Source organism: Neorhizobium sp. NCHU2750 (genome assembly GCF_003597675.1).
GTDB lineage: Bacteria > Pseudomonadota > Alphaproteobacteria > Rhizobiales > Rhizobiaceae > Neorhizobium.
In genome coordinates, this window is the sequence record NZ_CP030832.1 from 1 (window position 1) to 25716 (window position 25716).

Here is a 25716-nt window from a genome sequence, read left to right on the forward strand (position 1 = left end):
ATGAACGCTAATTCGAATCCTTCGGTCAAAATGCCGGTGCATTTTGAAGATCAGATCCTTGAACAGGGTGATCTGATATCGAAGAAGCTTCACCTTTTGAGCGTCCAGGCCTTTCCGCCAAATGCGCGCAAGAACTTGCGTGCCTTCACGCTAGCCGAGGTCGCAACGTACCTCAATGTGTCTCAAAGTACCCTCAAAAAACTACATCTGGATGGAAAGGGCCCGTCGCCGCAAACATCCTCGTCGGGTCGACGATCCTATACGGCAGAACAGATGCTCGAGCTTCGCCAGTATCTCGATCAAAACGGTCGATCGGAGAGCCGAATGTATGTGCCCCATCGTCGACCGGGAGAGAAACTGCAGGTCATAGCCGTTGTCAACTTCAAAGGCGGTTCGGGAAAAACGACAAGTGCTGCTCATTTGGCACAATATCTCGCTCTGACAGGGCTTCGGGTCCTTGCCGTTGACCTGGACCCGCAGGCATCCTTGTCATCTCTTTACGGCTTCCAGCCGGAACTCGATCAGGTTTCGTCGATTTACGATGCCATCCGTTATGACGATGCGAAAAAGCCACTTTCCGAAATCATTCGCCCAACCAACTTTCCCGGTCTCGATATCGTACCTGCTAATCTTGAATTGCAGGAATACGAGTACGATACGCCACTCGCCATGTCGAACCGCTCGTCGAACGAAGGAAAAACCTTTTTCACCCGCATTTCGCGTGCGTTGCAGGAGGTTGAGGATCGATACGACGTGGTCGTCGTAGACTGCCCACCCCAGCTTGGCTACCTGACCATCACTGCCTTGACCGCAGCCACAAGCGTCCTCATCACCATACATCCGCAGATGCTGGATGTGATGTCTATGGGGCAGTTTCTTCTGATGCTTGGCGGAATTTTGAAGCCCATCCGCGCCGCTGGCGCCGAAGTGAACCTCGAATGGTACCGCTATCTGATCACGCGATATGAGCCCACAGACGTTCCACAGTCCCAGATGGTGGGCTTTATGACGACCATGTTCAACGAATTCATGCTCAAGAACCAGATGCTCAAATCGACGGCGATCTCCGACGCCGGCATCACGAAACAGTCGCTTTACGAGGTCGATAAATCATCGATCAACCGTGGCACATATGAACGCGCGATCGAGTCGATGAATTCGGTCAACGGCGAAATCGCCGCACTCATCCATGCTTCATGGGGGAGATGAGATGTCAGCTGACAAAAACGGGAAATTTATCTTCTGTTTCAATCTTCTAAGCGATCATTGGAGCGCATAAATGGCCCGCAAAAATTTTCTCGCTGGTCTGAATGACATTCCTGATACCCAGGAGGGTTCATCGCCAAACTATCCAATGCGCGGCGCGTCGAAGACAATGATCCGCTCGCTCGATGAGATTGCCAAGCAGGCAGACAAGTTTCTTGAAGGCGAAGTGATCGTTGAGCTCGAGCCTGAACTGATTGATGGATCTTTCATCAGCGACAGGCTCGAAGACAACGACGCCGAATTTCTCGCCTTGGTGGATGCGATCAAGACCAACGGACAGAATACCCCGATCCTCGTGCGACCACACCCAAGTGAGGATGGTCGCTATCAGGTTGTATTTGGCCACAGACGGTGGCGGGCGGCGAAATCACTCGGTCTGAAAGTTCGCGCTGTCGTAAAGCCAATGGATGACCAGACGCACGTCATCGCCCAGGGGCAGGAAAATTCTGCGCGAGCGAATCTTTCGTTTATCGAACGTGCTGTGTTTGCGAAGGGCTTGGAAGAGAGAGGCTATGGACGCGAAGTCGTCTCGATGGCCCTTTCAGCGAATGCCTCGACACTGTCCAAAATGATGTCTGTGACGGAGCGGATCCCGGCACAACTTATCAGGTTGATCGGCCCCTCCCCTACTGTTGGGCGCGAGCGTTGGATCGAACTGTCTTTGCTCGTGGGGAAAACGTCCAATTCTGACAAGGTCGATGAAGTAACCCAGAAGGCGGCGTTCGCAGATCTGACGTCAGACGAGAGGTTCTCAATGCTCTATGACGCATTGAACAAATCGTCTCGCCCGGTGAGAAAAGTGGACCCGCCTGCGCACAAGCAGACATGGCAGCCTGCAGACAAGGCGGTATCCGCTGAAATAACCAATTCCGGTAAGACGTTTTCGCTTTCGATGAAGGCGAAGAATGCCAGTCGGTTCGGAGATTACCTTTCCTCCAGGTTGAATGGCCTCTATGCCGAGTTCCTGAAGGATATCAAGAAACACGGAGAATAAACCGCAAAAGAAAAAGGCCCCCAAACGACCTAAATCGTGGAAGCCTCTCTCGTATTCCTAGCAGAGCGAGAATCGCATTTCCTCGAATCGTAGTCAAGAGTCTTAGGCATCGTTTTGGTGAGCGTATTTCTGTTGCCTAATTGAAGGCGAAGGAAGATGCAGTCGGGATATGTAACGACGCCGTTCGGGCGGCGACCCATGACGCTTGCGTTGGTGCAGCGTCAGGTCGCCACCGATCAGGTTATCAACAATTCTCCTATCGACAAATGGCGGGTGTTTCGCGACATCGGAGATGCTCGCGAACGTCTCGGTCTACAGGACAGGGCGCTTGCCGTGTTGAACGCATTGTTGTCGTTCTACCCGGCCGCAGAGCTGTCTGAAGAAAACAATCTTGTTGTATTCCCGTCCAACATGCAGCTCTCGGCGCGCGCCAATGGCATCTCTGGGACAACGCTGCGAAAGTGCTTGTCGACCTTGGTCGATGCTGGGGTCATCATTCGTAAGGATAGTCCTAATGGGAAGCGGTATGCCCGAAAGGGTACCGGTGGGGCAATCGAGGACGCCTACGGGTTCAATTTGGTGCCACTGCTGGTGCGCGCAGCCGAATTTGCTTCGCTTGCACAAGAGGTCGTAGCAGAGCGCAGACGCTTCAGGATGATGAAAGATCGCCTGTCCGTCGTTCGACGCGATGTACGGAAGCTGATTACAACCGGGCTGGAAGAAGGGGCTCCGGGGAACTGGAAAGCCGTGGAGGATTGTTATGTGAGCATAATAGCGAGGATTCCACGTCGCCCTACCCTCGCAGACGTCCTTGAGCGCCTGGACGAAATGACTCTCTTGCACGAAGAGGTCGTCAGCATGCTGGAAAATATCGATAATTCCAGAAAATCAGATGGCAATGCCACCGTATTTGGGTGCCACATACAGAATTCAAAATCCGAATCTAACACTGAACTTGAACCTGCTTCAGAAAAACAGCAGGGCGAAAGAACCGAGCCAACCAAAAGAACGGATCTCAGGCCGCGACAACAATCATTCCCGTTGGCGCTTGTGCTGAAAGGCTGCCCAGAGGTCGGTACATTCGGGCCTGACGGTAAAATCGAAAGTTGGCGCGATCTGATGAGAGCCGCGGTTACCGTTAGGTCTATGCTTGGCATCAGCCCCTCTGCCTATCAGGAGGCCTGCGAAATCTTGGGTGATGCCCAGGCTGCGATTACCGTGGCATGCATTTATGAGCGGTCGAACCATATTAATTCTGCTGGGGGATATCTGCGCGGACTAACGGCAAAAGCGAGGACCGGGAACTTTTCGATTGCGCCAATGCTTCTCGCTCTTGTCAGATCGAACGCTGTCAGCGTGGCAAACGCAGGATAATGAGGGAAAATAGACATAAACTATTGAATACATTGTATAAATGTCCGTTTTTGTCAGCTGACAAAAACGGTAAGGTGATCACTGGAATCGATTGTGGCTTGAGCCATCTCAATGATCAGCCCGACGCGATGGAATGCACTTGGCCTCACCAAACCAGCGTTCACTATCCCTGCACTCGACCAAGTAATCGGAGATTGACTCTTGCCAAACGGCTTTCTGCCCTGATTCAGTTTTGGGTAGTTGAGTGTCACTCGTCTCCACCGTTGCCTTCGGCAGATATGGATAGATGGTCAGGCACGGTCGCAGCGGCCGGCGCTCCATCGGGCACAAACCATGCTGGGCTGGCTGGTGCACGGGAGCGGGATAGAGCCGCATACCCCAGCCTTCGACATATCCGAACGGGGTGACGATACGTTCGAGCGTGACGAGTCTACCCGCGAGAACAAGCACGATCTCTATATCTCCCCTGGCGGCAAGGAGTACCCTCGCGGCAAATCACCGACAAGAGTGAGGGTCTTTTCGTCGGTGAAGATGGCACGGTAGGCTATCGGGCGAGCCAACTCGACTGCGATGCCTGCGCCCTGAAACCAACATGCTGCCCGAACGCTCCGGCGCGCAAGATACCACGCTCCATCCATAAGGGGGCTCGCGAGCAAAGCCAATCCCGCCACCAATGCCAAAACCGGCGTGACGGGAAAGACATCTCGACACGCCGCGAAAAGGAAGCCTCCGCCAAGAACACCACGAGCCATTTTAAAAGGTATTCGCCAATTGCGGTCATTGATGTGTCCCCTGCTAACGCTACTTTCCCATCAAACCAACTTGGCTTCTAAGGGGCACCCGTGAACGTCAATGCTATCGATCATTTGGTGATGAACGTTGTTGATGTAGAGCGCTCATGTCGCTGGTATGAGCAAGTCCTTGGGATGCGAAGACTTGACTACGGCGAGTCGCCTGACCGCCCTCGTACAGCGCTGACGTTTGGTAGCCAGCGGATCAATCTCCGTCCTGTAAGACTAGCGTCGGAGGAATGGATGACGGCGGAAAATGCCGCCATTGGCAGCGGCGACCTCTGCTTCCTTACTACTCTCTCTGTCTATCAGGTCGTGATGCATTTGAAAGCCTGTGGTGAAGAAATCATCGAAGGCCCCGTCAGACGCGAAGGCGCTACCGGCTCTATGATTTCCGTCTATTGTCGTGACCCCGACGGAAGCCTTATCGAAATTTCCTCCTACGTCTCAACGTGATTCATTCGGAGGCCCTGTTATCACCCCTCGGCACTTCTGAAGCTTTCCATCTACGGCTACCTGAACCGCATCCCCTCAAGTCGAAAGGCTGGAACGTGAAGCCGGGCGTAATGTAGAAGTGACGTGGTTGGCCGGGCGGCTGGTCCCTGATCACAAGACAATAGCCGACTTCCGGACGGACAACGGCCCGGCAATTCGTAAGGCCTGCGCCAGATCGGTGTGTTGAGCGGCACCAATGTCGCGATCGATGGAAGCAAGTTCAAAGCCGTCAAAAATCGGGATCGCAATTTCGCCTCCGGCAAGATCGAATTGCGGATCAGCCACCTCGAATCAAGCGCGTCCCGATATTTGGAGCAGTTGGGCAGAGCTGACGCCTTGGAGCAATCCGCTGCAACGCTGCGCAAAGTCACCTGGCTGCAGGAGAAGCTCCCTCGTGTTCGCCAGGAAGTCCAACGCCTGGAAGGCATCGCGGAAACACGGAAGGATAAGCCAGACGGCCAGATTTCGCTGACTGACCGAGACGCCCGATCCATGGCGACATATGGCAAAGGCACGGGTCTGGTGGGCTACAACGTGTAGACGTCGGTTGATGTCGAGACGCATCTTATCGTCACTCACCAGGTCACCAATATCGACAATGATCGATCACAACTAGCTCCCATGGCCAAGGCGGCAATGGAAGCACTGAAGGTCGAACCGCTCGATGCCATCGCCGACCGGGGTTATTTCATCGGAGCTGAACTGCTGAGCTGTCATGAGGCCGGGATCACTGCAACAGGCCCGACACCTGAGACATCGAACAACCTTAAGAAGGGCATGTTCGTCAAGGCTGATTTCGTCTACGACGGTAGCGCCGATACGTATGTTTGCCCTGCCGGAAAGGCGCTCGCATACAGGCATACGACAGAGGAAACGGGCCTGCTGCTTCGGCGCTACTGGCGCAACGACTGTGCGTCATGCCTTCTTAAGACCCAGTGCACAACGGAAAAAGAACGCCGGGTTACGCGTTGTGAACACGAGCATCTGATCGACGCTATGTATTCGCGAATGGAAGACAATCCGAGCGGCGATGCACGGCCGAGCGTCCGTTCGGAACCATCAAGGCGTGGCTGGGCGCAACGCATTTCTAGATGCGCAGACTGAAAAATGTCGGCACGGAAATGGCACAGCATATGCTGGCCTTTAACGTCAAACGGATGATCGATGTGATTGGCGCAAAAGCGCCCATGAGGGCCGTGGCCGCTTGAAAAAGGGGCTGAACCGCAGTTTGAGGGGCCAAAGGCCGCCAAACTAAATCACTCGGACCATCTCCGGTGCCTTCTGGCACCTGACACGCGAAATCTGGCAAAAATCCCACCAGACCAAGCTCGATTGCGAAATGCCATGGATGCGCTGATGTTTTTACACAGCCTCGGCCGAAAGCCGCCGCCCTCGGTAGGATCGTTTCGAGACCGACGTCTTTCAACTGTCATTCTTGGGGAGCATCCTTCGATCTGCAGGAGTGGAGCGTGGCCATGCCGACAGCTCGGCGAGGAGGCATCAAAGGCGCAGGCACCCAACAGTAGGCTCATCAGCGATGCGGCTTGGCAAAAGGCCTTAACCCGCGAAGATTTCGACCCATCGCTTTTCAAAAGCAACTCACCGCCCCGGAGAGATATGCCGCGTGCGGAAGTTGGGACCGTCAGGCGCAAATTATCGAGTTTCATCGAGAAGGGGCAGGGGCGAAGCTACGATAATCAGCACCTATCAAAGCCGTAGACCTACCCGGCGAATACTCGGAAGGCCCCCTCACGCTGAGGTGAAGGAACCTCAACTAACTGTGATCCTGGATTTTTTATGAAACCTGAGCGTCTGACGGCAGTTCCCTGCACAGCCCATTTGCTAAAGAACGGAGATTAAAATGAAAAAAGTGCTCGCTCTCGCCGCCGTGATGTCGGCCTTTGCTGTCGGTGCATATGCGCAGGATACGTCCGTAACCGCCCCAGCACCCAGCTCCGCTGATGTGTCGGTCGTCAACGTTTCCAATCCACCGGCATCTGGTGGTGGTTCGACCCCGAGGGATAAGTACATGAACGCGACCCCGGACATGATGCAGGCAGCTCAGGCTCAGATTCACTCTGAACCGGCGCTCCAGGCAGCCATTAAGGATAAGAACATCCAAGTCGAGAATGTCGTCGCTGTCGAGACAACCGGGACTGGCGGCAAGATTATCTACATCAAGTAAGTCGCTTTAGCGTAAATAGAAGCCGGATTCTCTACCGACCCGGCTTCTGCTCGTCTCTTGATCGCTGCCGGCGGTTATGGCTGCGGGCAGTCCTCCCACTTATCGCCTTCGTCGAAGACGTTGGCAGCAGCAGGCGAAATCCGCGCCTGATTAATTTTCTCCCATTCCTCGTCGGCCTGTGTCCAATGATTACGATGCTGGCCTTCCGGTCGTCCAGCCTCTTCCCACAAGGCATAAGCCTTGCTATTGATCCAGTGCTCGCGTTCGTTATCCATGGGTTTCCTCCCATGTGCGGCGCGGTATGGTCTGCCTTCAATGGGAGGTAGGGCGCGTAGGTATGAGGCCAAGACCGCCACAGCCGCGATGTCGTAAAAGGGCTAGGCAGGGACGGCCGCCCGTATAAACCGCCATTCTGAACCGTCGATATCGACAGGCTGGATCATCTCGGGCAAGCGGTGGAGCTCGGCACAGAAGGCCTGCAGGCCGTCAACGCTACTCAGAAACGTCGCCAGTTTAGGAGCCTCCATCTGAGCCGCGTCAACCGCGAACCCGTGCAGCACGCCAAGCTCAACGGTATCGCGCGGACTGATCTCGCGCAGGCCTAGTATGAGATGCTCGATAAACTGCTCAAGAAGGGTCATGCGCACACTCCTGATAGATCGCGGACAGTCCAGCACATTTCCCTCGGAACAGCAACGCTAGGCTGAATGCAAGCGATAATCCCTGTTCGGCAATGCTTCGCTCGACACGGCTCCGTAAAGGCGTATGATGTCTTCGTCGTCGGGCCAATGAACCGTGGGCACCGGCGGCTAAGGGTTACTAGCTGCGCTTGCCTGCAATGACAGGAGGGGCATCATGCTTCTTCCCGCAGCAGCAGAGACTTCACCATCATTCGACCTGCGCCCGTTGCTGACACGCTGGGCTGCGAGATACATGCCCGACGACTTTCTCCGAAAGCAGCTCGTCGAGGTGACTATCGCGACTGCGGTTGACGATCCCGATCTTCTCAATGGAAACTCTGTCGAAAAAGCTTTGTTCTTTATGCTCCACAAGGCGGCGCTTAAGAAGCTCGGCCTTAGCCCTCCTGAAACGAAAGGCAGGTCCATGTCCCATGCAAACCTGTTCACCTGCGAGGTATGGGGGTAGCAAGGGCAAGGGGTTCAGGCGGCGGGCGCACAAGTGCAGCGCTGAGCCTCGGGAACCGCCCCCTTGCGTGCGCGGGGGGCAAAGCCCCATAGTTCTCCTGAACGTTAGGAGGCCCCATGCCACAACTGGTCGATCCAGCCGATGCCTTGGTGCAGTTCCAGCAAGCCATCGCAATGGATGCCATCCCTTTGCAACCGTGCGAGCTTGATCCGTCGATCGTCGTCTGCCTCGACAAACCCAACGGCAAGGTCCGTTTCACTCACCTCGATCTCGACGGCCGCACCGTGACAGCCATGGTCATGCTCGTGGCGGGGGAGCACAGAGGCGGCATCCCGTGTTTCGATATTGGCTACGCCGTTCCTAAGCCCTTCCGGGGGCAGGGGCGGGCCGCCCGCCTAGTCGCCCAGGCGATCCGTGAGATGAAACACGGCCTCGGCCGTGCTGAATTTGAAACTTTCTACGTAGAGGCCGTCGTCGGCCTCGATAACGCCGCGTCGCAAAAGGTGGCGGCTGCCTCTCTGGCCTCAAAAGCTGTTCCAACTAGAGATGAGTATACTGAGCTTCCGGCTCTACAATATTCGACCAAGTATGAAACGCGTCGGCTGTCTTCGGTTTGAGAGGACAGCGTTTCGGTGGGCAAATTGGCCGGGGATTTCTCGCATTGGCGGCGAATAGAAATACGTAAAACTTAGCACTTCTCGTGGGTTACGGAACATATGAAGATCATTCATAGATTTTTCCGTGAAACTCGTACTTGCGGCGAACGGAATATGTATACCATTCTAATACAATGGGAGAAAATATAAACGGAGCCTACTTGGCAAATGTGGCCAGGGAATCCAGGCACGCGACCAACGCCGCAGAATGGCCTACCGCTGAATAGTAGATCGTCTGTGCATCGCGCCTGGTCGTCACCACTTTAGCGTCGCGGAGTTTCTTCAGGTGCTGCGAGAGAGACGACTGACTGAGATTGACCTCGGTGGCGAGGCTAGTGACATCCCATTCCCGCGCGAGCAATCGCCGCATCACAGTGAGCCGTGACGGATTGGCAAAGGCGTTCAAAAAGAACGCCGCCATCTCGCAGTCGAACGAAAACGCATGCTCAGGGGAAGGAAGCTTTGCCATACCATTACCGCACTTGTAGGGGGGAGCGCAAAGCTCTCAGCCGTTAGCGCCTACAGGCTCGTGGCTAACGATGCGCCATATTAGTCATACCTAAGTTTCAAGTCTATCCTCAAATTTTGCACTGCGGGAGGGCGCGGGATTAAGTGTGACAAAACAACCACTCCTAGCAAAAGAGTGACCCTAGGAGCGCACATTGCGCATCTGCTGCGCGTGTCATCCGCGCGCTCCGACCTATGTTCATCATTACCGCTGGGGGCATCGGTGATCAAAGGACATCACATGACCACGTTTTCGAAACTGCTGGCAGCCGGGCTGCTGACTTCCACCATGTCTATCCCGGCATTTGCCGCCGACCTCGCACCGGTGGAAGCACCGATCGTCGCGCCGGTATCGACCTCCGGCTTCTACATCGGCTCGCTCAGCTCGGTGAACTTCCTCGACGACACTGGCTTCGACGTTGGCGGCGCCTCCATCTCCACCGACTATGATGTCGGCTACTACAGCTCGCTACGCGCCGGCTACAAGTTCGACCCCATGGGCTTCATCACTCCCCGCGCGGAACTGGAGCTCGGCTACGGCAACGCCTCAGTTGATGAGCACCGCGTATCAGGCGTTGGCGGCGTCGGCGGTATCGACTCCTTCGGTGACGCCCGCACCTTCCAGGGCTATGTTAACGGCTATCTCGACATTCCGCTCGTGGCCGATGGCGTCATGAGCGCCATCACGCCCTTCGTCGGTGGTGGCGTCGGCTTCATGAACCTCGATCTGCGCAAGCAGGGGGTCTCCGGCGTCGCAACCCTCATCGATGATAGCGACACCAAATTCGCCTATCACCTCGACGCTGGCGTCGGCATCAACCTGCAGGGCATCGGGCTGTTCTCGAACACCTCGCTGTTCGACAATACCACGCTCGATATTGGCTACCGCTTCACTGCTGCGGACGATTTTGACTTCACCGCACGCGATGGGACATCTTCCAGCACGGATTTCCGCAGCAACGCGGTCACGTTCGGCCTGCGCAAGCAGTTCTGATGCTGAGATCATCCCATTGGTCGTCATAAAGCCCGCTCACGCGGGCTTTATCATAATTAAATAACGATCTGGGCACGAGATGCTGGCGTGTGCCAAGTGGTTCGCTACATTGGGGGGCGCAGAAACTTTCAACGAAAGGATCAGCCTTGAGTTCAGTGATTGAAGTTGCTTTTGGGATTTCCTGGCACAAGCCAATTGTAATCTGTGACGACGGTGAGCGCCAGCTCACCATCCGTGGGCCGCGCGAGGCCTTGCGCTACCTGCAACACGACTTTCCCATGAGATCGGGCGAGGCCTACTGGGCAGCCTTGGCCGCGTCCAATCGCGCATTGATGAACCCGGCCCATGTCGAGCGGTCGCGGGAGACGTTTGCCAATGCCTATACCGAGTATAGCCTGAAGGCGCGGCGGCAGCGCAAGCGATAGGGTACCGAACGGCGCCTTGCCCGACGAAGCGCTCAAGTTTCGCTCTCGGCGACATGCGAGCGCATCAGATAGCCAGCGGCAAAGGCCAGGGCACCGACAGCCAGGATCAAGCCAGCGGTCGCCTTTGGATAATCGCGCGTGGCCGCGAGCGCCATTTCGGCATCATTCTGCCAGCGCTGGTAGGGGGTCAGCTGAATATTGCGGTCGGTCCGGCGCCTGAAATAATCCATTTCGGTCTCCTTTTTCCCCATAAGTCCAAGGATCCGGACTTGGTTCCCTCTAAGAAAAGTTGTTTCGACGAAATCAATCTACTTTTGCGAGGAATTGGCCCGGGAGGTTTTGGCGGCGATCAGTTTTTGTCGGGTGGTCAAGTGCCGTCTTGAAGTAGCCGCGCAGCCCGACCACTCCGCCTGGTCGCGTTGTTGTAATAGCTGGATGCTTGCTGCACGGATCCATGTCGCGACTGATCCATCACCTCGGGCAGCGGAATGCCGCGATTGGCAGCCTCGGTCAGGTATCCAGACCGCAGCCCGTGCGCCGAAAACTCCCCAGGCTCCAACCCAGCCATCGCCGCCCGCCCAGCGATCAACCTTCCGGAATACTGAGCCTGCCTCGATCTTCGCCGCCGCCATCCAGGCGTTCAACGCCTCGACCGGCCGGCCGGTGAGATAGAAGACCTCGTCGTGATCGGCTCCGGATGTTTTGGTCCGCCCAAGATGAATGGCGAGAGAGGGGAGGGGAGGCCGTCCGCGACGACGATCGGCGGCTCGACCGTTAGCTGCTCCCGGCGCAGACTGGCGATCTCGCTGCGCCGCCGGCCACCAGAGGCGAAGGCGACCATCAGGATCGCCCGGTCGCGGACATCGCGTAGGCTACCACTCGCGCACGTCGCCAACATAGCCAACACATCGCCGGTGACCGCCTTGGCGCTTTTGCGTTTTCGTGGCCGCGGTGTGGCGCTGACCGCGAGGCGGATGGCTGACTTGAGCTCAGGGGAGGCAAAAGCGCCGGAAACCCCGCGCCACTTCGTCAGGGTCGACCAGCTTGCCAGCCGCGGGCGAACCGTGTCCGGCGCATGTGGGCCGACCACCTTCAGAAACCCTTGGCCACGAAGGTTTTGCTCGACCGTTGCTGGCATCCCATGCTCCGGATCGATTTCGCCTTTCGCCGGATCCCAAAGATGATGCGCGACGAATTTTAGCAGCAACGCTTCGGGCGCCGGCCACGGCAGCGATTTTTTCGTGGCCGCCAGGGACCAGTCCTGCAGATAGGCAAGATCGGAGGTGAGGGCGCGAAGGGTGTTTTCGCCCATGCCTTCGTTGACCAGATGGCGGCGTTTCGACATCCTGGTCTGTAAGCAGCTCGGCGAGCTCGTCGCGGCGCTCCATCGGCAGGACGGCAGCGATCGTGTCGAGTTCATGGGCTCGACGATCGACGGCACTCATTTTGGCAATCCGTGTTCGTCATAGAACTAGTCGTGGTTGGAGCTGGCACCGGCTGGTACGTTCGCTCGCCCTTCTTCTGCCAGTGCCCAGACGTCATCCAGAGTGCCGGCAGGCTTCGGGATTGCCGTCAGCTGCGCGACTGGCTTTCCCGAGCGGCAGATCAGCACCCCATCACCACGAGCCGCCAGTCCAATCAGTTCCTCAAGCCGTTCAGCGGCCTCGCCCACATCAACAAAAACCCGCATTCTCTTCTCCTAACCCAGCATGACCGCTACACATCTGATCCGTAAAAACCTCGGCGCCCGACGCGAAGCGACCCAGTGGCGAAGATCCCGACGGCAGTGTGCCGTTAGAAAATTTCCGTAATTTCCGTATATTCCGTAAAAAGGAGTTTTGGCATGACCTCCACAGTTACGACCGCTACGGTCTCCAAGAATTTCGGCGCCTACCAGGATGACGCCGTCCGCGATCCGGTGATCATCACCAAGAACGGCCGGCCGCGCACGGTGCTGATCGCCTATGAGGATTATCTGCGGCTGACAAAGCGCGACCGGCGCGTCGAGCTGACGAGCACGCTCGGCGACGACGAGCTGGCCGCGATCGAGGCGTCGGCGATGGACGGCGCGCTCGATCATCTCAATGCCGAATTGCTGACGGGCAGGCATGCTGCCGACTGAGCCCAGAATCGGCTGGGTGTTTCGTTACTCGTATCTCTGGCACTGGCAGTTTGTTGAAGGCCGCGAAGAAGGCGACAAGGATCGCTTGGCACTGGTTGTGGCTTTTGTCTCTGGATTTCAGTTGCAGCGGTAAGCTAAAATTCCGACACCCAAATTTCACCTTACGGTTTCACGCTCCGGCGGGGAGGGGCGTACTCCTTTGTGCTGTCGATGAAATACCGGCGCTTACCAGTGTGGATCAGGCCACTCCGCATTTTCCCAGACGGCGAATTCCGCCGGAGAGATTAGGTTTTTATCGCCGTTCTTCGACCGCATGGGGTAGAAGCGGTCATACCTCGGATCGAAACTCGACAGAAGTTGCGCGAAGCCGGTCTTCCTTTGTGTTTTCGTCCATGAGCAAAAGAGACCTCCGCGACTATTCATCATGTCGAAGACTTGAGGCTGAGCTGGGTCGAGGCGGTGCCAAAGATCGATGATATGCGCGGCCTGCGTTCCAAAATCCTCGCGCAATCCATCCTCGATAACTGCCTCCAGGGCATAAGCGATCGCTTGCGTCTTGGCCGTATGATTGAGAAATGCGAGGGATTGCCTTAGTAGCCTCTGCTGCAGCATAAGAACGGGCCAAAGGATCTGGACACCGTATCGAATGCCTATTTCCTTAAAGTGTTTTGGCGGCTGGATAACTTCGCGCTGTCGCTCATATGCTTTACGCACATCATACGCCAACCCCAGAAATGAGCCTTCCTTATCTTTCACAATCGGCGAGCGCTCATTCACATCATGAACGACTTCATGCAGGCAGGAGAGGGACGTGTAGTCCCCGATCAACACGATGCCCGCGTGGTTTTTAAGCAAGCCGTAGGAAAGCATCCGTGGTCCTTTCTTTAAATCCAAAGGGCCCCGTCAGACTGCCCACGGATCAACAATGTCGATTCCAAAACCTTCAAAATCCTTGGTATTGCGTGTAGCTAGCGTCAAATCGTGAGCGACGGCGGTAGCGGCAATCAAACCGTCCATAGATGCAAGCCCCCGACCATTTCGCTTGGCGAGCGCCATGAGGTCGCCCCAGGCAAAGGCGACAGGCCCTTCTACCGAAATAGTCCTGTGTTCGAAGCGCTGGGGCAGATCATACGTGAGCCATTCGTTCAGAGCGTCGCGCTTTCTCCCACTATCCATCAGAGCGACGCCACGGCGAATTTCAGCGATCGATATGATGCTGATGAATGTGCGATCCTCATCCAGCCCGTGGAGCCACTTGAGAACACCTTCATCGGGGCGCGGCTTTGTCACTTCCGATAGAACGTTCGTATCAAGAAGCAATCTCATAGAGACAAGTCACGCGGCTCGTCGTGCTGTCTCTCGACATCGAAATCGGCACCACGCAGAGGCGATGACAATAGAAACTCGGCTAGCGATCCCCTACGTGCGGTTTTCTTCTGCCACTCTTCTGCAGAGACGACCACCACGCTAGGCTTCCCATTGCGGGTAATCGTCTGAGGTGCCAGTTGCGCGCGCTCCATGACTTCCGAAAGTTTTGCCTTCGCGCCAGCGACCGTCCAGTTCGTATCATCATGCGTTGATGTTTGCATCGCTTCACCTATAACCAAATTGACTATAATGACTATATTTCGTTTAGGGCATTTTTGCAAGCTTCTGAACAACAGGGGAGGGCCCCACTAAAACCCTGATGCCTTGGTCAGATTCACGCGGAAGCGATCACGTCATCTCTGCTGACGTGTGCCCAAGCTGCTTCTGGATATACCGCTCATCGACATCGGCAGAAGAAGCGAGGCTAGCACGAAGGGAGTGACCGGAGAACTTAAACGCACGCTCAATCTTGCTGAGATCACCGCGAACGCCGGCTGCCATCGCGGCCCGCTTCACCAGCCGAGCTACTTCCTTGTCATTCAGCCGTTCCGGCCCAACTGCTTTGCCTTCTCCCGTCACGCGACGGAAAAGGGGACCGTGCGCAAGCTTGGGAACTTAATCCACATCTCGATCGCGGCGACCGGGCAGGTCGCGTCAGACGAGCCGCGACCCACCTCAACCTCTCGCCATCCGGTTTTGCCGCGCAGGGTGATGAGCATGTCCTTGTCGAGCATTTCGATCCAGCCGCGCCCGTCTTCGGTCGGATCTGCCTTCAGATCAAGGCCAACAATCTCGGAGCGACGAAGACCACCGGCAAAGCCGACCAGCAACATGGCGCGGTGGCGCAGGCCGCGCAGCGAGCCGCGGTCGAGCGTCACGACCATGGCGATGATATCTTCGGCCATGACTGCTTCCTTCTGGATCGGCGGCCGGGCATGGCTGTTGCGGATGCCGGCCATCACCGTCGCAATGTGCCTGTCTTTGCGGTCGAGCGAGAGAGCGCGCTGGGCATAGTTCCAGGAGAGGCGGTGTTCGATGGTCGAGACAGAGTTCGCTTTTGCACCCCGTTCAGCCGTGCTGGAAGCGCAGGCTGTAATGTAAAGTCCGACGGTTTGCGGATCCGGGGGCAGGGGGACCAGATTGGAGCGCCTGCACCACGCCGAAAAATGCTTCTAGTCGGCCGCGTAGGCCTTGCGCGTGTTGGCGGAACTGGTCGCCTGGACATAGCCACGAGCGCGATCGGCGAGGCTGGCAAGATAAGCAGGTGTCTCGCCACCGCCGGCGATAGAGGGAAGGGGGCTTGCGCCTGACACCTCCGGCGCGGAAACATCACGCCCAGCCGCCGTGCTGAGAGACGGCGCTGGGTCTCCTCGACGTAATTTTCGGTGTTTTGCTCGACGGTTTGGCCATTCCCTTATAATGACAACAACGTCCGATAATGCAAGATTATCAGGCATTTAGTCATACTGCAGCAGCCTTGCTGCTCGGCCGCTACGTCTCGTTGCGCTGTTGTAATAGCTTGACGCTTGTTGGATCGAACGATGGCGTGACTGCTCCATGGCCTCGGGGAGTGGGATCCCGCGATTGGCGGCTTCCGTCAGATAACCCGATCGGAGCCCGTGCGCGGAAAACTCCCCAGCCTCCAACCCAGCCATCTCCGCCCGCTGTTTCAGGATCGCATTCACCGACTGCGGATCAAGCGCCCGCTTCGAAACCGTACCCCAGCGCCCGATCCCCCGAAACACACTGCCGCCATCAATCTTGGCCGCCGCGATCCACGCATTCAGCGCATCGACCGGCCGCCCGGTCAGATAGACCACATCATCCTGTTCACCGTTGGTCGTCTTGGTGCGGCCGAGATGGATGGCGAGAGAGGGGAGGGGAGAGCCGCCCGCCACCGCGATCGGTGGCTCTTCCGCCAGCTGCTCGACGCGCAGCCCGGCGATCTCGCTGCGTCGGCGGCCGCCGGAGGCAAAGGCCACCATCAGGATCGCCCGATCCCGCAGATCGCGGAGACTGTCGGTCGAGCAGGTTGCCAGCAGCTTTGCCAAAATATCGCCAGTCACGGCCTTGGCGCTCTTCCGCTTCCGGGTCCGCGGGACCGCGCGCACGGCGAGACGAATGGCGGATTTGAGGGCAGGGGAGGTGAAGGCGCCATCGAGGCCGCGCCATTTGGTCAGCGTCGACCAGTTGGCCAGGCGGCGGCGCACGGTCGCCGGCGCATGCGGGCCTGACGATTTCAGAAATTTTTGGCGACGCAGGTTTTCGGCGACATCGGCCGGCATACCATGATCGGGATCGGCGGCGCGCTTTTCGGGATTCCACAGATGCTGTGCCACAAACTTCAGCAGGAGCGCCTCGGGCGCCGGCCAGGGCAGTGATCTTCTTGTCGTCGCCAGGGCCCAGGCTTCGATATAGGCAAGATCGGAGGTGAGGGCCCGTAGCGTGTTGGCGCCCATGCCTTCGTTGACGAGATGGCGCAGCGTTTCGATATCGCTGTCGGTCAGCAGCTCGGCGAGTTCATCGCGCCGGTCGATCGGCAGCACGGACGCGATCGTGTCGAGCTCGACGGCGCGGCGCTCGACACCGGTCAGACTGGCGGCTTTTCTGGCGGAAACCATCAGGCGGTCTCGGCTTGCGGCCACCAGCGCGCGATAATCTGTTCGATCTCGCTGCGATAGTCGTGGGGATAGTGAAGATCCTCTTCGCGCGCCAGCCAGGTGAAGACTGTCGCCATATCCTCGGCGACCTCGCGATCGACATTGGCGAGATCCGTGAGATCAAAACCGCCATGGACGTCGGCGTTCCACCATGCGAGCAGAAAGTTTGCGACGCGCCGGCCTTGGCCGGTATCCTGGTGGGCGATGTTGAGCAACTTTTCGAGGGCGAAACGAACGCGATCTTCCATGTTCGGGAGCCTTTGGTGAGCGTGATTTGCCCAATATTATGCAGATTTGCGGCTCGTGTCGATCTACCATCGATAATGAAGACTTATCGAGGGTTAGAAGATCAACCGGCGAGCATACTATGTGGGGAACCTTAATATTCATATAGAGCTCCTTTAAAAGATCGTTTACCATAATATCAATGGCTTACGATCCCGCGAAATTGCCCATTTCAAACTTGATGGGGGTAAGCGGGGCTAATCTGGTGGCAGTGCCAGCCCGATGGGCAAGGATGAGGCGTCAGGCGCGTGCCGCAACCATGGAAGGGAGGGGTGGAACAGGATGGTCGTCATCACCCATGCTCAGCCGATCGCCAAGATAGTGCCAGAACGACAGCCCAAGCTTTTGGCAGGTCTTCATCAGCCCGAGCATGCTGTCGCGCGCTTGTCGACCATTGCGACTGACCGTGCCGCCCGAGATCTTTCGCTTGATGACAAACCCGCGCAGATCCCGTTCCGAGGCGTTCGTATTCAGCGGCGTCTCGGGCCGCTCCAAAACCCGCAACAGCTCGGCCTTGCGGCGCTTCAGCCGCATCAGCAGTTGATCGAGGTCGCGATATCCGGTGCGGATGGAGAATATTCGATCGAACCGGACCTGAAGACCGCGGGCTGCACGCCGGCCTGGACTTCGCTGGTAGTTTTTCAGCTGCTTGTAGAAGAGCCAGATCAGCTCGCGCAGGGTCTCGACATGTTTTACCTGGCGCGGCGTCGCCGGCATCAGCTTATGCAGCAGCCGTTCTGCGTGGACCCAGCAGAGCGCATGGGTACCGACCCGAAACTGCCCGGCATCGTCAGAGACGATCACCGCATTGCCGACCAGGCCATGATGGCGGATGGAGCCCCAGATGCCGGCCTCGGCAAACGGGCGGATCATGTCCCTGTCAAAGATGTCGATACCCATTTCAGCCAAATAGGCGAGGAAGGGAACCTGGTTGGCAAACCGGCGCGGCTCGCGATTGCTCAAATGAGCCAAAAGGGCGGGGTCCACCTGTCGGTCTTCCAGAAGGGCGAAGGCGGCATCGTTGAGCACATAGTCCTGATAGTTGCCACGCAGCAAGGCCAGGAAGTTCAGCCGCGACTTCGATGGCGCGGTGCGAAAGGCGCTAAAATGCTCGCCTCCGATATGCGTCGTATGAAAATTGCGGTTGGCATGGCGCGCGCCGGTGTCGTCGACCGTCACATAGGGCGCCGACACCAGGCCGGCATGCAGCACGGCGGCATCCTCGGCATGAAAGCCTTCCATCCGTTGCGTCAGAAACCGGATGACCTGTCGTTTGGAAATCTCGACACCGACATCGTTGAGCAAGGTCGTCAGTCGCTGCGTCGTCACCTGTCCATGGCTGTGAAGCATCAGGCAGAAGCGCCGCAGATTGGGACCAAAGCCACCCTGGACGCCTGCAGGCAGCGATGCGGTGATCGTGCGCCCGTCCGGCGTCAGCCAGCATTCGCGACGATAGCGGATCACGTCAGCTCGCAGGACCAGATCCCGAACCAGGCAATCCTTGTAGCCCTTAAAGCGCGATCCGGGCGGAGCCGCGACCGGCAGAACCTCTTCACGCGTGACGCTATCTGTGTCGCATTTAGGGCCGCGGCGCCGCTTAGGCTTCCCCTTGTTACCAACCGTCCTGTCGCTGGTTGCCTGTTCCATTCCCGATGGTCTGAACGGGGGACGTGGCGGCAGGTTCTTCAGCCGCGCGATCTCATCGCGCAAGAGCTGGTTGTCGACTTTCAGTCGGGTGTTCTCGATCCTGAGCTGATCATTCTCGTCGCGCAGTCTTTGGTTCTCGGCCTCGAGTTTCTCGATCCGGATGTCTGCCCGGTCCGCCCGCGCCACCAGACCCGTCACAAGCTCTCGCAGCGCCTTCAGCGACAGCGTATCGGCATGCTCGGCCATGGGCAGGCGGCGCTTCGTCATAAATGGAGTGAATCATGATTTCCACGAAACAGGAATCCCTCCTGCCAACGGATTTGCTCCAGTTACTGATGCGGCCGGCTTTCGACGCCGCCATCGCACTGGCCCGTCTCGACGAGCGAATTGCGCGCTCGCCGGTCGACGCCGGTTTCCTGGAGCGCCAAAATTTCGCAGATGCATGCGCCTCGCTATGGATCGATGGCGAACTCGTCCATCTCGAAGACCTCGTCCTCCATGATGCCTTTCGCGATACCCGCACACCTACCCACGAACTCACCATCGCCCGCGACGTTCTCCGCACCCGTCGGCGCATTGTCGGCCAGTTGCCGAACTGGGCGCTTTCCGTCGACGGTATCCGAATCTTGCGACAAACATCGGACATCACGTTGCTCGGCGCGGGCGAGGTGGAGACGGCCGGTGTCATTCGGCCCGCGGCCGCCTTCGATACGGAAGGGGAGGGGGACGATGGTGACGATCTCGAAAATCTCGCCGGTGTCGATTACGCTGCCATCGATGCGCTACTCGCCCGATCTGAGGCCGCGATCGAGAGCGCCAAACTTCCCGGCCGTGGCAGCGTTCAAGACAAAGATCCGATGATCTACGATCTGGACTGGGACGAGAATGCCCGGCTCGACGAGTGGCGCGGCGTCCTGCGCCAGGCGCAAGACTTGCCGGCGGTACTGCAGGCGATTGTCGCCCTCGATGCCTGGAACGAACTGTCCGTCCTGCAGCACGCGCCCTGGCTCGGCCGCCTGCTTTGCGCTTCCATCCTGCGGCACGCCGGTATCACCACCGGCGCCCATCTCGCCGCCATCAACCTTGGCCTGAAAGCCATACCTGTCGATCAGCGCCGGCATCGGGACCACGAGACGCGGCTTCTCGCCATTGCCCGCGGTTTTCTGGCTGCCGCCGAGATTGGCATGAAGGAGCATGATCGGTTGGCGCTGGCGAAAACCATGATGGACAGAAACCTCGAAGGACGGCGGACGTCTTCAAAACTGCCGGAGCTGGTTGAGCTGGTGATGGCGCGTCCGCTCGTTTCGGCCGGGATGGTGGCGAAAACGCTGGAGGTGACGCCGCAGGCGGCCCGGCGGATCGTTTTGGAGCTCGGCCTCAGAGAGATGACGGGGAGGGGGAGGTTTCGAGCGTGGGGGCTGATTTAATGATCCAAATATTGTTGGGGGTAAAATAGTTCTGTTGGATGAGCGATGCTGCCAAATGTTCTGTTGATGATACGATCCCACCGAGTAGATTAAGATTTTATACAACTGAATCAGTCAAAGCTGTTGTCGGTGGATGTATCGCTGGCCAGCCTTCTGAAATTCGATCGCTTATGGCAGGCTTTGATCACTTGGAACTGCAATTCTTATCCCCTGCCATGAGCGACGTGACGCTGGACAAAGACGTGGCTAGCGGCTTATTGGGACCCGGCTTGACTGCGAGCTATAACGCACTAGTTGCAGACTTCAGGGATGCACTCTTTTTGGGGGAGCTTCCGGATAGTCCGATAGTCTCGCACCAGCATGGAAATTTACGTTTGTCGTATCGCATTGAAGGCGACACGTTTCTGGAAGTTGAACCGATCGGCAAGTCAATCGTTCGTCAGAGTGAATGGCAGAAAGCTTTTCGAGTTCGGTTGCGAAACATAACTTCGGCCGGGAAGGTTTTGATATGAGTTTCGAGCCAAACTGGGCATCACCGCCGGGAGCCACAATCGAGCGATTGATGGCTACGCGGGAAATCGACGCCGAGGAACTTGCCGACGGGCTCGGTTTGGAGCGGCCCGATTTTTCGCTACTGCTGAGCGGGAACGCGCGTATCACGCCAACGCTTGCGTCAGCTCTGGCTGATCACCTTGGTTCAACGCCTAGGTTTTGGCTCGCTCGCGATAAGACCTATCTGTCAGACCTCGCGCGTTTGTCTGCTGCTGCAGATACTGATGCCAATTGGGCCAAGGCAATGCCGGTGGCTTCAATGAGGAGATTTGGTTGGATTGACCGGAGCGTCAAGAAAGGCGCGCTAAAAGACGAGCTGCTGTCATTTTTCAACTGCGCAAGTCTTCCTGACTGGAACTCACGCTACTCCGGCGGGATAGGTGCTGTTGCTTTTCGTCGTTCGTTCGCCTTTGACGTTGACGAAATGGCAACGCTCGTCTGGCTGAGAGCTGGCGAGCGGCAGGGGATCGAGCTTGATCTTCCGAAGTTTGATCCGAAAGGGTTTATTGATCTGTTGCCGCGGCTAAGAAAGCTTTCAGCTTTCAAGAAGCCATCGATTTTCCTCCCGCGCTTAGTCGAGGCCTGCCGTACGGTAGGTGTAGCGGTCACTACTGCTCGAGCACCCGATGGCTGCAGGGCCAGCGGTGCCACCTGGAAACTTGCGAGCGGAAATCCGATCATTCATCTGAGCTTCCGCCATCGTGCGGAGGATCACTTCTGGTTCACCTTTTTCCACGAAGCTGGCCACGTCGTCATGCATGGAGACTCCCACCTCGACGTCGAAGGCGGCGACGCTTCATTCCTTGGCTCGTCGAAGGAAGAGAACGAGGCGAACTTATTCGCACAGGACTATCTTCTCCCGCGCGAGGTTCGAAAGGCACTGATGGATCGCCCGCATCCTCAAGCCATTCTTAGGGCTGCTAAGTTGGTAGGTGTATCGCCTGGAATCATCGTTGGTCAGCTTGAGAGGGCCAAAGCTCTGCCGCCAGGCCGGCTGAGTAAAATGAAGCATCGGTACCGCTGGGATGACAATCCCTATATGCCGGAACTTGCTAGCCCTTGAAATATTTGTACTGGTCCGGACTTTTCTGCCAATTGCACAGGCTGTCCTCCAGTACCTGCTTCCCGACTCCCAAATAGTCGTCCATCTGATCAACCCGGCCGCCCAGGGTGGCGGCGGACACAGGATGTGCTGTATTATTGTGAAAGAGCAGTTTAGCACCTGCAAGGGGGCCGGTCGCGCCGACGAGATAGGTGCTGCCTGCGTCGATAGGTGCGAGGTTCAGTTTAGCTAGCATCGTTAGAAAGTCGAAGTTTCCTAATCTACCGAACCCGAATACGGGCTTCAAAGATCGATACAACTGATCGAAAACATCTGTTGGATTTTGTCCGTGAGTTTTGTGGATGGCTTGAACCTTAGCCGAGAAACCACCGTGATCGAACTGCCAAGCGTGAAATGAGCTAAAGACCTTGCTGATGATCTCAGGATTTTTGCTTTGGTACTGGCGGTGATTGGAAAACCGACCGGATTTAGCCATGTCCTTCAGAGCTGGGCTGTTGTTTACAAGCATCGCGTCAAACTGCGCAGGCTGGGCCACGTAGGTTGGGAGTGTCCAGACAGGGCCTTGACCGAACGAGCCCATTACGTTTGAAGCGAGCAACCAGCCATCGGTAACATGCTTGCCGAAATGCGTCGCTATGAAAGTTAGCCATACGGCCTCATCAATCTGCCCCTTGCGGCCGAGGAGGGCCGCGCCCTTTAGTGGATCAAATAGCGAGTGATGAGGATCGAGGCGGGTTGGATCAATCTTCTGATTATTGAGAAGTCGAATGAATTCAATTCGACGCAAACTCGAAATCATCTGCGCCACCCAAGTCTCCCTCCTCGAAGCCGTTGTCAGCCCAGGAAGAGGCCCGTGATCGCTTTCATAAGCGGCGAGCGCTGCTTTGATATCGGTGGCACGATCAGCGTGATGACGCAGCGACATTTCAGAAATCCCTCAAAATACCAAACGCCGTATCTTCGGAACCGGCCCATCGGTCAATTCGATCTAAAACCAGCACTCGATAGCAAGGATGAAGTTGCGAAATCATCTCTTCATATTGATCGCTTCTCACCTTCGCCTTGATCATGGAGTGAAGCTTTGAAACCGTCACGAGGTCGATCCAGTAATTTGGTAAACTAGATGCCGCTTCGAAAGAAAAGTTTCCATTTCGATATTCCCTCTCGGCACTTAGGAATTCCTTGGCAGATGTCCAAGGGTCTCCACTTGGTAAGGCGGGCATTGCAATTTCCTCGAAGCTACCTTCCTCAACGTATTCATTCGCCAAGGTCCGTGACGGGCCGAACTCGTTATCGTCGTAGAGATGCAAGCTTGCCACCGAATGCTGGTACGTCCCCAGTCCATACCCAAGCTCCGCAGCAGCCATTTCTTGAAACATTGTGAAAGAAAAGATGTCGTGTGGCAGGCCTATCCACGCGTCATTTGAACGCATGTGGGTATGTAGGTGCAGCGCATTGTTACGAACCACGAAGTGAAGGGTACAGGTACATGGGATGTCATTGCTCTGGCGCGCTGCGTCATCGTTTGAAAAGATCTGAATGACGGCATTGCGAGATCCCGGACGTGCGCGCAACAGACTTATGATCCGGCTCCATTGGCTCGCCCCTCGGGGAAGAAAAATGCGCTTCCCATATGCGCCATTGGCGGTCAGGCCTCCATCATCGGAAAACTGAGCGTATTTCTTACCGAGGTAATGCGATATGAACTCAATCGTGTTGTCGCCCGCGAGATACCAGGCCAACTCGCCAACGGCACTGAACAGAATTGAGCGCCCCATCGCGCGGCTCAGGCGAGCCCGCGGATCCGTCAGCTGGAGCAGCGCTCCGAAAACTTCGGTGCTGGTACCTTTTTTTGAAGATACGCGATTGTTCTGCTGATTTTCCGACAGCAGCCGGGCGTAGGTCAGCCTCAGTAATTTATCGATATGATTTTCCGATGCGTAGAACAACGCTATTTCCCACCCGATTCCCCTCTAGAAAGATAGTTAATGGCATGTTTCGATACAACGCTAGGTTAGAAAATTTCTAGACGCAGTTTCACCTGTCCTTCATGAACGCCTCGCGATAGCGTCCTGGCAGGGTCGTCGTGGTTTCGAGAGCAGAATTCAGATGATGGCATTGAAAGATCGCCATCAGAGCTTGGAATCGATAGCGGTCCAGCAGTGCATTTGCAGTCGCTTTAATCTTCCCATCCATGCCGTCGACATATGGATAGATGAACTGCACGCCGAGGCCATTCGGATGGGAGATTTCCGAGAGGAAATCATAGTTCTTCATCGCGGATAATGTCTGTTCAGGCAGCTCAGGCTCAGCTCCCGGTTTCCTTAGGGCTTTGAACAACACGGTGAAGACGCCGTACTTTTCATCAAGATAACGCACATACTTTGCATCAACCTCTTCGAAATGACGCAGGGCATCGTTGACGTGAACTGGCTTAATAGCTGCTTGCTTGGAACCTCCCCAGAAGGAGGTGAAGCGCTTTTCCAAGTTCTCCAATTTACCGTGTGCTGTTAGCCGATCCATTTCGGATATGAAGAAGCTTCCCATGGCAATGGTCTCGATTAAAGCCCTTCCAACGATCGTTGCTGGAACGATGTGGCCAGACGCGATCAATGACTCGATCGACCGCGTAAAGTCATCGCACCGCTTGGCATAGCCATATGCGAGCTCCAAAATTGAGAAAAGATGGGTTCCCTTAGGGTTGAACTCGAAAGAGATCTCGGTTGTCGCCCAGCTATTAAGTTCCGCTTTTATCCCGGAAAGCCGCTCCATCGCGAGCGTCAAGGTCTCAATCGTCGCAGGCCCCTGGCCTCCTTCCAGCATCGCGAATCTCCTATATACAATCTCTAATATTTCGAGACAGAACCTTGGCGATCCAAAGGCGCCGGTCAATAGTGCGACTCCGTTCGAAACCTAATGAGGCCTGCAGTTGCCGGGTTGACAACTCCAATATATCCATTAATCTGGATATATGGAAAATAACGGCGCGATAGCGGCCCTCGCGGCCTTGGCCCAGAACACCCGCCTCGAGACATTTCGGTTGCTCGTCCGGCACGAGCCGGATGGCATTCCGGCTGGCGAGCTCGCCCGGCTGCTCGATGTCCCTCAAAACACGATGTCGGCGCATCTTGCGACGCTGTCCCGTGCCGGGTTGGTCAAGAGCGAGCGCCAGAGCCGATCGATCATCTATCGGGCCGACCTCGATGGCCTGCGCGACCTTACACTATTCCTGCTGAAGGACTGCTGCGGCGGATCGACAGAGCTTTGCGCTCCCTTGATCGCAGAACTGACGCCATGCTGCGCGCCGGGGGCGAAGCCATGTTAAGCGCGATCGCATTGCATGAAGTGGCCGGTAGAGACGCTCGTCTTCGCGAAGCGCTCCGTGCCGCGGATCTCCCGACCGATGATATTGAAGACGATGGACGCGCCTTCTTCGAAGCAGTCTCAGGCGACGGCCAAACGATCGGATATGCCGGCCTTGAACGCTGCGCCGGCGATTACCTGCTGCGTTCCGTTGTCGTGCTTCCGGCGCATCGAGGTCATGGCCTGGGGCGCGCTATCGTCGAGGCGACCCTGCAGAATGTCGACGGCGGCGACGTCTTTCTAGCGACGACAAGCGCCGCACTGTTCTATTCGACCATCGGGTTTTCAGAGCTGCCGCGGGCCGAAGTGCCGGTGGCCGTGCTTGCGACCCGTCAGCTCTCCTCAATCTGCCCATCGTCGGCGACCATCATGAAGCTCAACAGGCCTCCGACCTAA

The 25716-nt window shown here is 56.8% G+C and carries 29 protein-coding genes and 4 pseudogenes; 17 read left to right on the forward strand and 16 right to left on the reverse strand.

Annotated features, from left to right (window positions below):
• The 6 genes and pseudogenes from repA (at nt 1) to NCHU2750_RS29110 (ending at nt 7105) form a co-directional block, all read left to right on the forward strand.
• A complete protein-coding gene (gene repA, locus NCHU2750_RS29065) occupies nt 1-1209 on the forward strand; it encodes a plasmid partitioning protein RepA (protein WP_119945101.1) in 1209 nt (402 codons plus the stop codon).
• A 70-nt stretch (nt 1210-1279) separates the two neighbouring features.
• Nucleotides 1280-2260: a plasmid partitioning protein RepB gene (gene repB, locus NCHU2750_RS29070; RefSeq protein ID WP_119945102.1), complete on the forward strand. Its 981-nt coding sequence runs from the start codon at nt 1280-1282 to the stop codon at nt 2258-2260.
• Nucleotides 2261-2416: 156 nt separating this feature from the next.
• The gene (repC, locus tag NCHU2750_RS29075; protein WP_119945103.1) at nt 2417-3634 is read left to right on the forward strand and encodes a plasmid replication protein RepC; all 1218 of its coding nucleotides are present in this window, start codon (nt 2417-2419) and stop codon (nt 3632-3634) included.
• Nucleotides 3635-4476: 842 nt separating this feature from the next.
• Entirely contained in the window at nt 4477-4881 is a 405-nt protein-coding gene (locus tag NCHU2750_RS29090; RefSeq protein WP_256377723.1) for a VOC family protein, read from the forward strand.
• Between the two features lie 9 nt (nt 4882-4890).
• Nucleotides 4891-6128: pseudogene (locus NCHU2750_RS31045) on the forward strand (IS1182 family transposase); the annotation flags it as partial.
• 653 nt (nt 6129-6781) lie between these two features.
• Entirely contained in the window at nt 6782-7105 is a 324-nt protein-coding gene (locus NCHU2750_RS29110) for a hypothetical protein (RefSeq protein ID WP_119945110.1), read from the forward strand.
• 74 nt (nt 7106-7179) lie between these two features.
• Here the strand turns inward: NCHU2750_RS29110 and NCHU2750_RS31235 are convergent, their stop codons facing one another.
• Nucleotides 7180-7380 (reverse strand): DUF2934 domain-containing protein, encoded by a 201-nt coding sequence (locus NCHU2750_RS31235; RefSeq protein ID WP_119945111.1) that lies wholly within the window; start codon nt 7378-7380, stop codon nt 7180-7182.
• 102 nt (nt 7381-7482) lie between these two features.
• A complete protein-coding gene (locus NCHU2750_RS29120; protein ID WP_119945112.1) occupies nt 7483-7746 on the reverse strand; it encodes a hypothetical protein in 264 nt (87 codons plus the stop codon).
• Between the two features lie 214 nt (nt 7747-7960).
• On the opposite strand from NCHU2750_RS29120, the gene NCHU2750_RS29125 reads away from it, so the two are divergent.
• The gene (locus NCHU2750_RS29125; RefSeq protein WP_119945113.1) at nt 7961-8251 is read left to right on the forward strand and encodes a hypothetical protein; all 291 of its coding nucleotides are present in this window, start codon (nt 7961-7963) and stop codon (nt 8249-8251) included.
• Nucleotides 8252-8367: 116 nt separating this feature from the next.
• Nucleotides 8368-8868, forward strand: a complete 501-nt coding sequence (locus NCHU2750_RS29130) for a GNAT family N-acetyltransferase (protein WP_119945114.1) — start codon at nt 8368-8370, stop codon at nt 8866-8868.
• Nucleotides 8869-9064: 196 nt separating this feature from the next.
• Here NCHU2750_RS29130 and NCHU2750_RS29135 read toward each other — a convergent pair whose 3' ends face one another.
• Nucleotides 9065-9376 (reverse strand): ArsR/SmtB family transcription factor, encoded by a 312-nt coding sequence (locus NCHU2750_RS29135; RefSeq protein WP_245480569.1) that lies wholly within the window; start codon nt 9374-9376, stop codon nt 9065-9067.
• Between the two features lie 279 nt (nt 9377-9655).
• On the opposite strand from NCHU2750_RS29135, the gene NCHU2750_RS29140 reads away from it, so the two are divergent.
• Together NCHU2750_RS29140 and NCHU2750_RS29145 are read left to right on the forward strand one after the other, a co-directional pair.
• Entirely contained in the window at nt 9656-10408 is a 753-nt protein-coding gene (locus NCHU2750_RS29140) for an outer membrane protein (RefSeq protein ID WP_119945115.1), read from the forward strand.
• 155 nt (nt 10409-10563) lie between these two features.
• Nucleotides 10564-10833, forward strand: coding sequence for a DUF982 domain-containing protein (locus tag NCHU2750_RS29145; protein WP_245480578.1), 270 nt, complete (start codon nt 10564-10566; stop codon nt 10831-10833).
• 32 nt (nt 10834-10865) lie between these two features.
• On the opposite strand, the gene NCHU2750_RS29150 is transcribed toward NCHU2750_RS29145, so the two are convergent.
• From NCHU2750_RS29150 to NCHU2750_RS29160, 3 genes and pseudogenes are all read right to left on the reverse strand, one after another.
• Nucleotides 10866-11063 (reverse strand): hypothetical protein, encoded by a 198-nt coding sequence (locus tag NCHU2750_RS29150; protein ID WP_119945117.1) that lies wholly within the window; start codon nt 11061-11063, stop codon nt 10866-10868.
• Between the two features lie 137 nt (nt 11064-11200).
• Nucleotides 11201-12278, reverse strand: a pseudogene (locus NCHU2750_RS29155) (tyrosine-type recombinase/integrase).
• Between the two features lie 26 nt (nt 12279-12304).
• Entirely contained in the window at nt 12305-12523 is a 219-nt protein-coding gene (locus tag NCHU2750_RS29160; RefSeq protein WP_119945118.1) for a type II toxin-antitoxin system Phd/YefM family antitoxin, read from the reverse strand.
• A 153-nt stretch (nt 12524-12676) separates the two neighbouring features.
• Between NCHU2750_RS29160 and NCHU2750_RS29165 the strand changes: the two genes are divergently transcribed.
• A complete protein-coding gene (locus NCHU2750_RS29165) occupies nt 12677-12955 on the forward strand; it encodes a type II toxin-antitoxin system Phd/YefM family antitoxin (protein WP_119945119.1) in 279 nt (92 codons plus the stop codon).
• Nucleotides 12942-13067, forward strand: a pseudogene (locus tag NCHU2750_RS31055) (plasmid maintenance toxin (PemK-like)); the annotation flags it as partial. The gene NCHU2750_RS29165 and the pseudogene NCHU2750_RS31055, both read left to right, overlap by 14 nt.
• Nucleotides 13068-13180: 113 nt before the next feature.
• Here the strand turns inward: NCHU2750_RS31055 and NCHU2750_RS29175 are convergent.
• From NCHU2750_RS29175 to NCHU2750_RS29205, 7 genes and pseudogenes are all read right to left on the reverse strand, one after another.
• Nucleotides 13181-13825 carry a DUF6904 family protein gene (locus tag NCHU2750_RS29175; protein WP_119945120.1) on the reverse strand — a complete coding sequence of 215 codons (645 nt, stop codon included), beginning with the start codon at nt 13823-13825 and terminating at the stop codon, nt 13181-13183.
• Between the two features lie 33 nt (nt 13826-13858).
• A complete protein-coding gene (locus NCHU2750_RS29180; RefSeq protein WP_119945121.1) occupies nt 13859-14281 on the reverse strand; it encodes a type II toxin-antitoxin system VapC family toxin in 423 nt (140 codons plus the stop codon).
• On the reverse strand, nt 14278-14544 hold the full coding sequence (locus NCHU2750_RS29185) for a type II toxin-antitoxin system prevent-host-death family antitoxin (protein WP_119945122.1): 267 nt from the start codon (nt 14542-14544) through the stop codon (nt 14278-14280). Before NCHU2750_RS29185 ends, NCHU2750_RS29180 begins: the two co-directional genes overlap by 4 nt.
• Before the next feature lie 87 nt (nt 14545-14631).
• A pseudogene (locus NCHU2750_RS29190) lies at nt 14632-15651 on the reverse strand (tyrosine-type recombinase/integrase); the annotation flags it as partial.
• Between the two features lie 129 nt (nt 15652-15780).
• On the reverse strand, nt 15781-16944 hold the full coding sequence (locus tag NCHU2750_RS29195; RefSeq protein WP_119945123.1) for a site-specific integrase: 1164 nt from the start codon (nt 16942-16944) through the stop codon (nt 15781-15783).
• Nucleotides 16944-17231 (reverse strand): DUF7673 family protein, encoded by a 288-nt coding sequence (locus NCHU2750_RS29200; protein WP_119945124.1) that lies wholly within the window; start codon nt 17229-17231, stop codon nt 16944-16946. Before NCHU2750_RS29200 ends, NCHU2750_RS29195 begins: the two co-directional genes overlap by 1 nt.
• A 277-nt stretch (nt 17232-17508) precedes the next feature.
• Nucleotides 17509-19182 carry an IS66 family transposase gene (locus NCHU2750_RS29205; protein WP_119945125.1) on the reverse strand — a complete coding sequence of 558 codons (1674 nt, stop codon included), beginning with the start codon at nt 19180-19182 and terminating at the stop codon, nt 17509-17511.
• Between the two features lie 14 nt (nt 19183-19196).
• Between NCHU2750_RS29205 and NCHU2750_RS29210 the strand changes: the two genes are divergently transcribed.
• The 3 genes from NCHU2750_RS29210 to NCHU2750_RS29215 are packed head-to-tail and all read left to right on the forward strand — an operon-like array spanning nt 19197 to nt 21957.
• Nucleotides 19197-20342 (forward strand): RHE_PE00001 family protein, encoded by a 1146-nt coding sequence (locus tag NCHU2750_RS29210; protein ID WP_119945126.1) that lies wholly within the window; start codon nt 19197-19199, stop codon nt 20340-20342.
• Nucleotides 20343-20380: 38 nt separating this feature from the next.
• Complete coding sequence (locus NCHU2750_RS30760; RefSeq protein WP_162939850.1) at nt 20381-20854, forward strand: hypothetical protein; 474 nt, start codon at nt 20381-20383, stop codon at nt 20852-20854.
• Nucleotides 20851-21957, forward strand: coding sequence for an ImmA/IrrE family metallo-endopeptidase (locus NCHU2750_RS29215; RefSeq protein WP_162939851.1), 1107 nt, complete (start codon nt 20851-20853; stop codon nt 21955-21957). The genes NCHU2750_RS30760 and NCHU2750_RS29215 overlap by 4 nt, the downstream gene beginning before the upstream one ends.
• On the opposite strand, the gene NCHU2750_RS29220 is transcribed toward NCHU2750_RS29215, so the two are convergent.
• The 3 genes from NCHU2750_RS29220 to NCHU2750_RS29230 all read right to left on the reverse strand — a co-directional run bounded on the left by NCHU2750_RS29220 (nt 21947) and on the right by NCHU2750_RS29230 (nt 24780).
• The gene (locus tag NCHU2750_RS29220; protein WP_119945128.1) at nt 21947-22882 is read right to left on the reverse strand and encodes an alpha-glutamyl/putrescinyl thymine pyrophosphorylase clade 3 protein; all 936 of its coding nucleotides are present in this window, start codon (nt 22880-22882) and stop codon (nt 21947-21949) included. The genes NCHU2750_RS29215 and NCHU2750_RS29220 overlap by 11 nt on opposite strands.
• Before the next feature lies 1 nt (nt 22883).
• A complete protein-coding gene (locus tag NCHU2750_RS29225; RefSeq protein WP_119945129.1) occupies nt 22884-23906 on the reverse strand; it encodes a thymidylate synthase in 1023 nt (340 codons plus the stop codon).
• 88 nt (nt 23907-23994) lie between these two features.
• On the reverse strand, nt 23995-24780 hold the full coding sequence (locus NCHU2750_RS29230) for a hypothetical protein (RefSeq protein ID WP_119945130.1): 786 nt from the start codon (nt 24778-24780) through the stop codon (nt 23995-23997).
• A gap of 148 nt (nt 24781-24928) precedes the next feature.
• Between NCHU2750_RS29230 and NCHU2750_RS29235 the strand changes: the two genes are divergently transcribed.
• Nucleotides 24929-25282 (forward strand): ArsR/SmtB family transcription factor, encoded by a 354-nt coding sequence (locus NCHU2750_RS29235; protein ID WP_119945131.1) that lies wholly within the window; start codon nt 24929-24931, stop codon nt 25280-25282.
• Entirely contained in the window at nt 25276-25716 is a 441-nt protein-coding gene (gene arsN2, locus NCHU2750_RS29240; protein WP_119945290.1) for an arsenic resistance N-acetyltransferase ArsN2, read from the forward strand. Before NCHU2750_RS29235 ends, arsN2 begins: the two co-directional genes overlap by 7 nt.

Excerpts from the sequence above, each read along its gene's own strand:
- repA (WP_119945101.1), top strand. The coding sequence starts at position 1 with ATGAACGCTAATTCGAATCCTTCGGTCAAAATGCCGGTGCATTTTGAA.
- repB (WP_119945102.1), top strand. The coding sequence starts at position 1,280 with ATGGCCCGCAAAAATTTTCTCGCTGGTCTGAATGACATTCCTGATACC.
- repC (WP_119945103.1), top strand. The coding sequence starts at position 2,417 with ATGCAGTCGGGATATGTAACGACGCCGTTCGGGCGGCGACCCATGACG.
- NCHU2750_RS29110 (WP_119945110.1), top strand. The coding sequence starts at position 6,782 with ATGAAAAAAGTGCTCGCTCTCGCCGCCGTGATGTCGGCCTTTGCTGTC.
- NCHU2750_RS31235 (WP_119945111.1), bottom strand. The coding sequence starts at position 7,380 with ATGGATAACGAACGCGAGCACTGGATCAATAGCAAGGCTTATGCCTTG.
- NCHU2750_RS29120 (WP_119945112.1), bottom strand. The coding sequence starts at position 7,746 with ATGACCCTTCTTGAGCAGTTTATCGAGCATCTCATACTAGGCCTGCGC.
- NCHU2750_RS29125 (WP_119945113.1), top strand. The coding sequence starts at position 7,961 with ATGCTTCTTCCCGCAGCAGCAGAGACTTCACCATCATTCGACCTGCGC.
- NCHU2750_RS29130 (WP_119945114.1), top strand. The coding sequence starts at position 8,368 with ATGCCACAACTGGTCGATCCAGCCGATGCCTTGGTGCAGTTCCAGCAA.
- NCHU2750_RS29135 (WP_245480569.1), bottom strand. The coding sequence starts at position 9,376 with ATGGCAAAGCTTCCTTCCCCTGAGCATGCGTTTTCGTTCGACTGCGAG.
- NCHU2750_RS29140 (WP_119945115.1), top strand. The coding sequence starts at position 9,656 with ATGACCACGTTTTCGAAACTGCTGGCAGCCGGGCTGCTGACTTCCACC.
- NCHU2750_RS29150 (WP_119945117.1), bottom strand. The coding sequence starts at position 11,063 with ATGGATTATTTCAGGCGCCGGACCGACCGCAATATTCAGCTGACCCCC.
- NCHU2750_RS29160 (WP_119945118.1), bottom strand. The coding sequence starts at position 12,523 with ATGCGGGTTTTTGTTGATGTGGGCGAGGCCGCTGAACGGCTTGAGGAA.
- NCHU2750_RS29165 (WP_119945119.1), top strand. The coding sequence starts at position 12,677 with ATGACCTCCACAGTTACGACCGCTACGGTCTCCAAGAATTTCGGCGCC.
- NCHU2750_RS29175 (WP_119945120.1), bottom strand. The coding sequence starts at position 13,825 with ATGCTTTCCTACGGCTTGCTTAAAAACCACGCGGGCATCGTGTTGATC.
- NCHU2750_RS29180 (WP_119945121.1), bottom strand. The coding sequence starts at position 14,281 with ATGAGATTGCTTCTTGATACGAACGTTCTATCGGAAGTGACAAAGCCG.
- NCHU2750_RS29185 (WP_119945122.1), bottom strand. The coding sequence starts at position 14,544 with ATGCAAACATCAACGCATGATGATACGAACTGGACGGTCGCTGGCGCG.
- NCHU2750_RS29195 (WP_119945123.1), bottom strand. The coding sequence starts at position 16,944 with ATGGTTTCCGCCAGAAAAGCCGCCAGTCTGACCGGTGTCGAGCGCCGC.
- NCHU2750_RS29200 (WP_119945124.1), bottom strand. The coding sequence starts at position 17,231 with ATGGAAGATCGCGTTCGTTTCGCCCTCGAAAAGTTGCTCAACATCGCC.
- NCHU2750_RS29205 (WP_119945125.1), bottom strand. The coding sequence starts at position 19,182 with ATGACGAAGCGCCGCCTGCCCATGGCCGAGCATGCCGATACGCTGTCG.
- NCHU2750_RS29210 (WP_119945126.1), top strand. The coding sequence starts at position 19,197 with ATGATTTCCACGAAACAGGAATCCCTCCTGCCAACGGATTTGCTCCAG.
- NCHU2750_RS30760 (WP_162939850.1), top strand. The coding sequence starts at position 20,381 with ATGAGCGATGCTGCCAAATGTTCTGTTGATGATACGATCCCACCGAGT.
- NCHU2750_RS29215 (WP_162939851.1), top strand. The coding sequence starts at position 20,851 with ATGAGTTTCGAGCCAAACTGGGCATCACCGCCGGGAGCCACAATCGAG.
- NCHU2750_RS29220 (WP_119945128.1), bottom strand. The coding sequence starts at position 22,882 with ATGTCGCTGCGTCATCACGCTGATCGTGCCACCGATATCAAAGCAGCG.
- NCHU2750_RS29230 (WP_119945130.1), bottom strand. The coding sequence starts at position 24,780 with ATGCTGGAAGGAGGCCAGGGGCCTGCGACGATTGAGACCTTGACGCTC.
- NCHU2750_RS29235 (WP_119945131.1), top strand. The coding sequence starts at position 24,929 with ATGGAAAATAACGGCGCGATAGCGGCCCTCGCGGCCTTGGCCCAGAAC.
- arsN2 (WP_119945290.1), top strand. The coding sequence starts at position 25,276 with ATGTTAAGCGCGATCGCATTGCATGAAGTGGCCGGTAGAGACGCTCGT.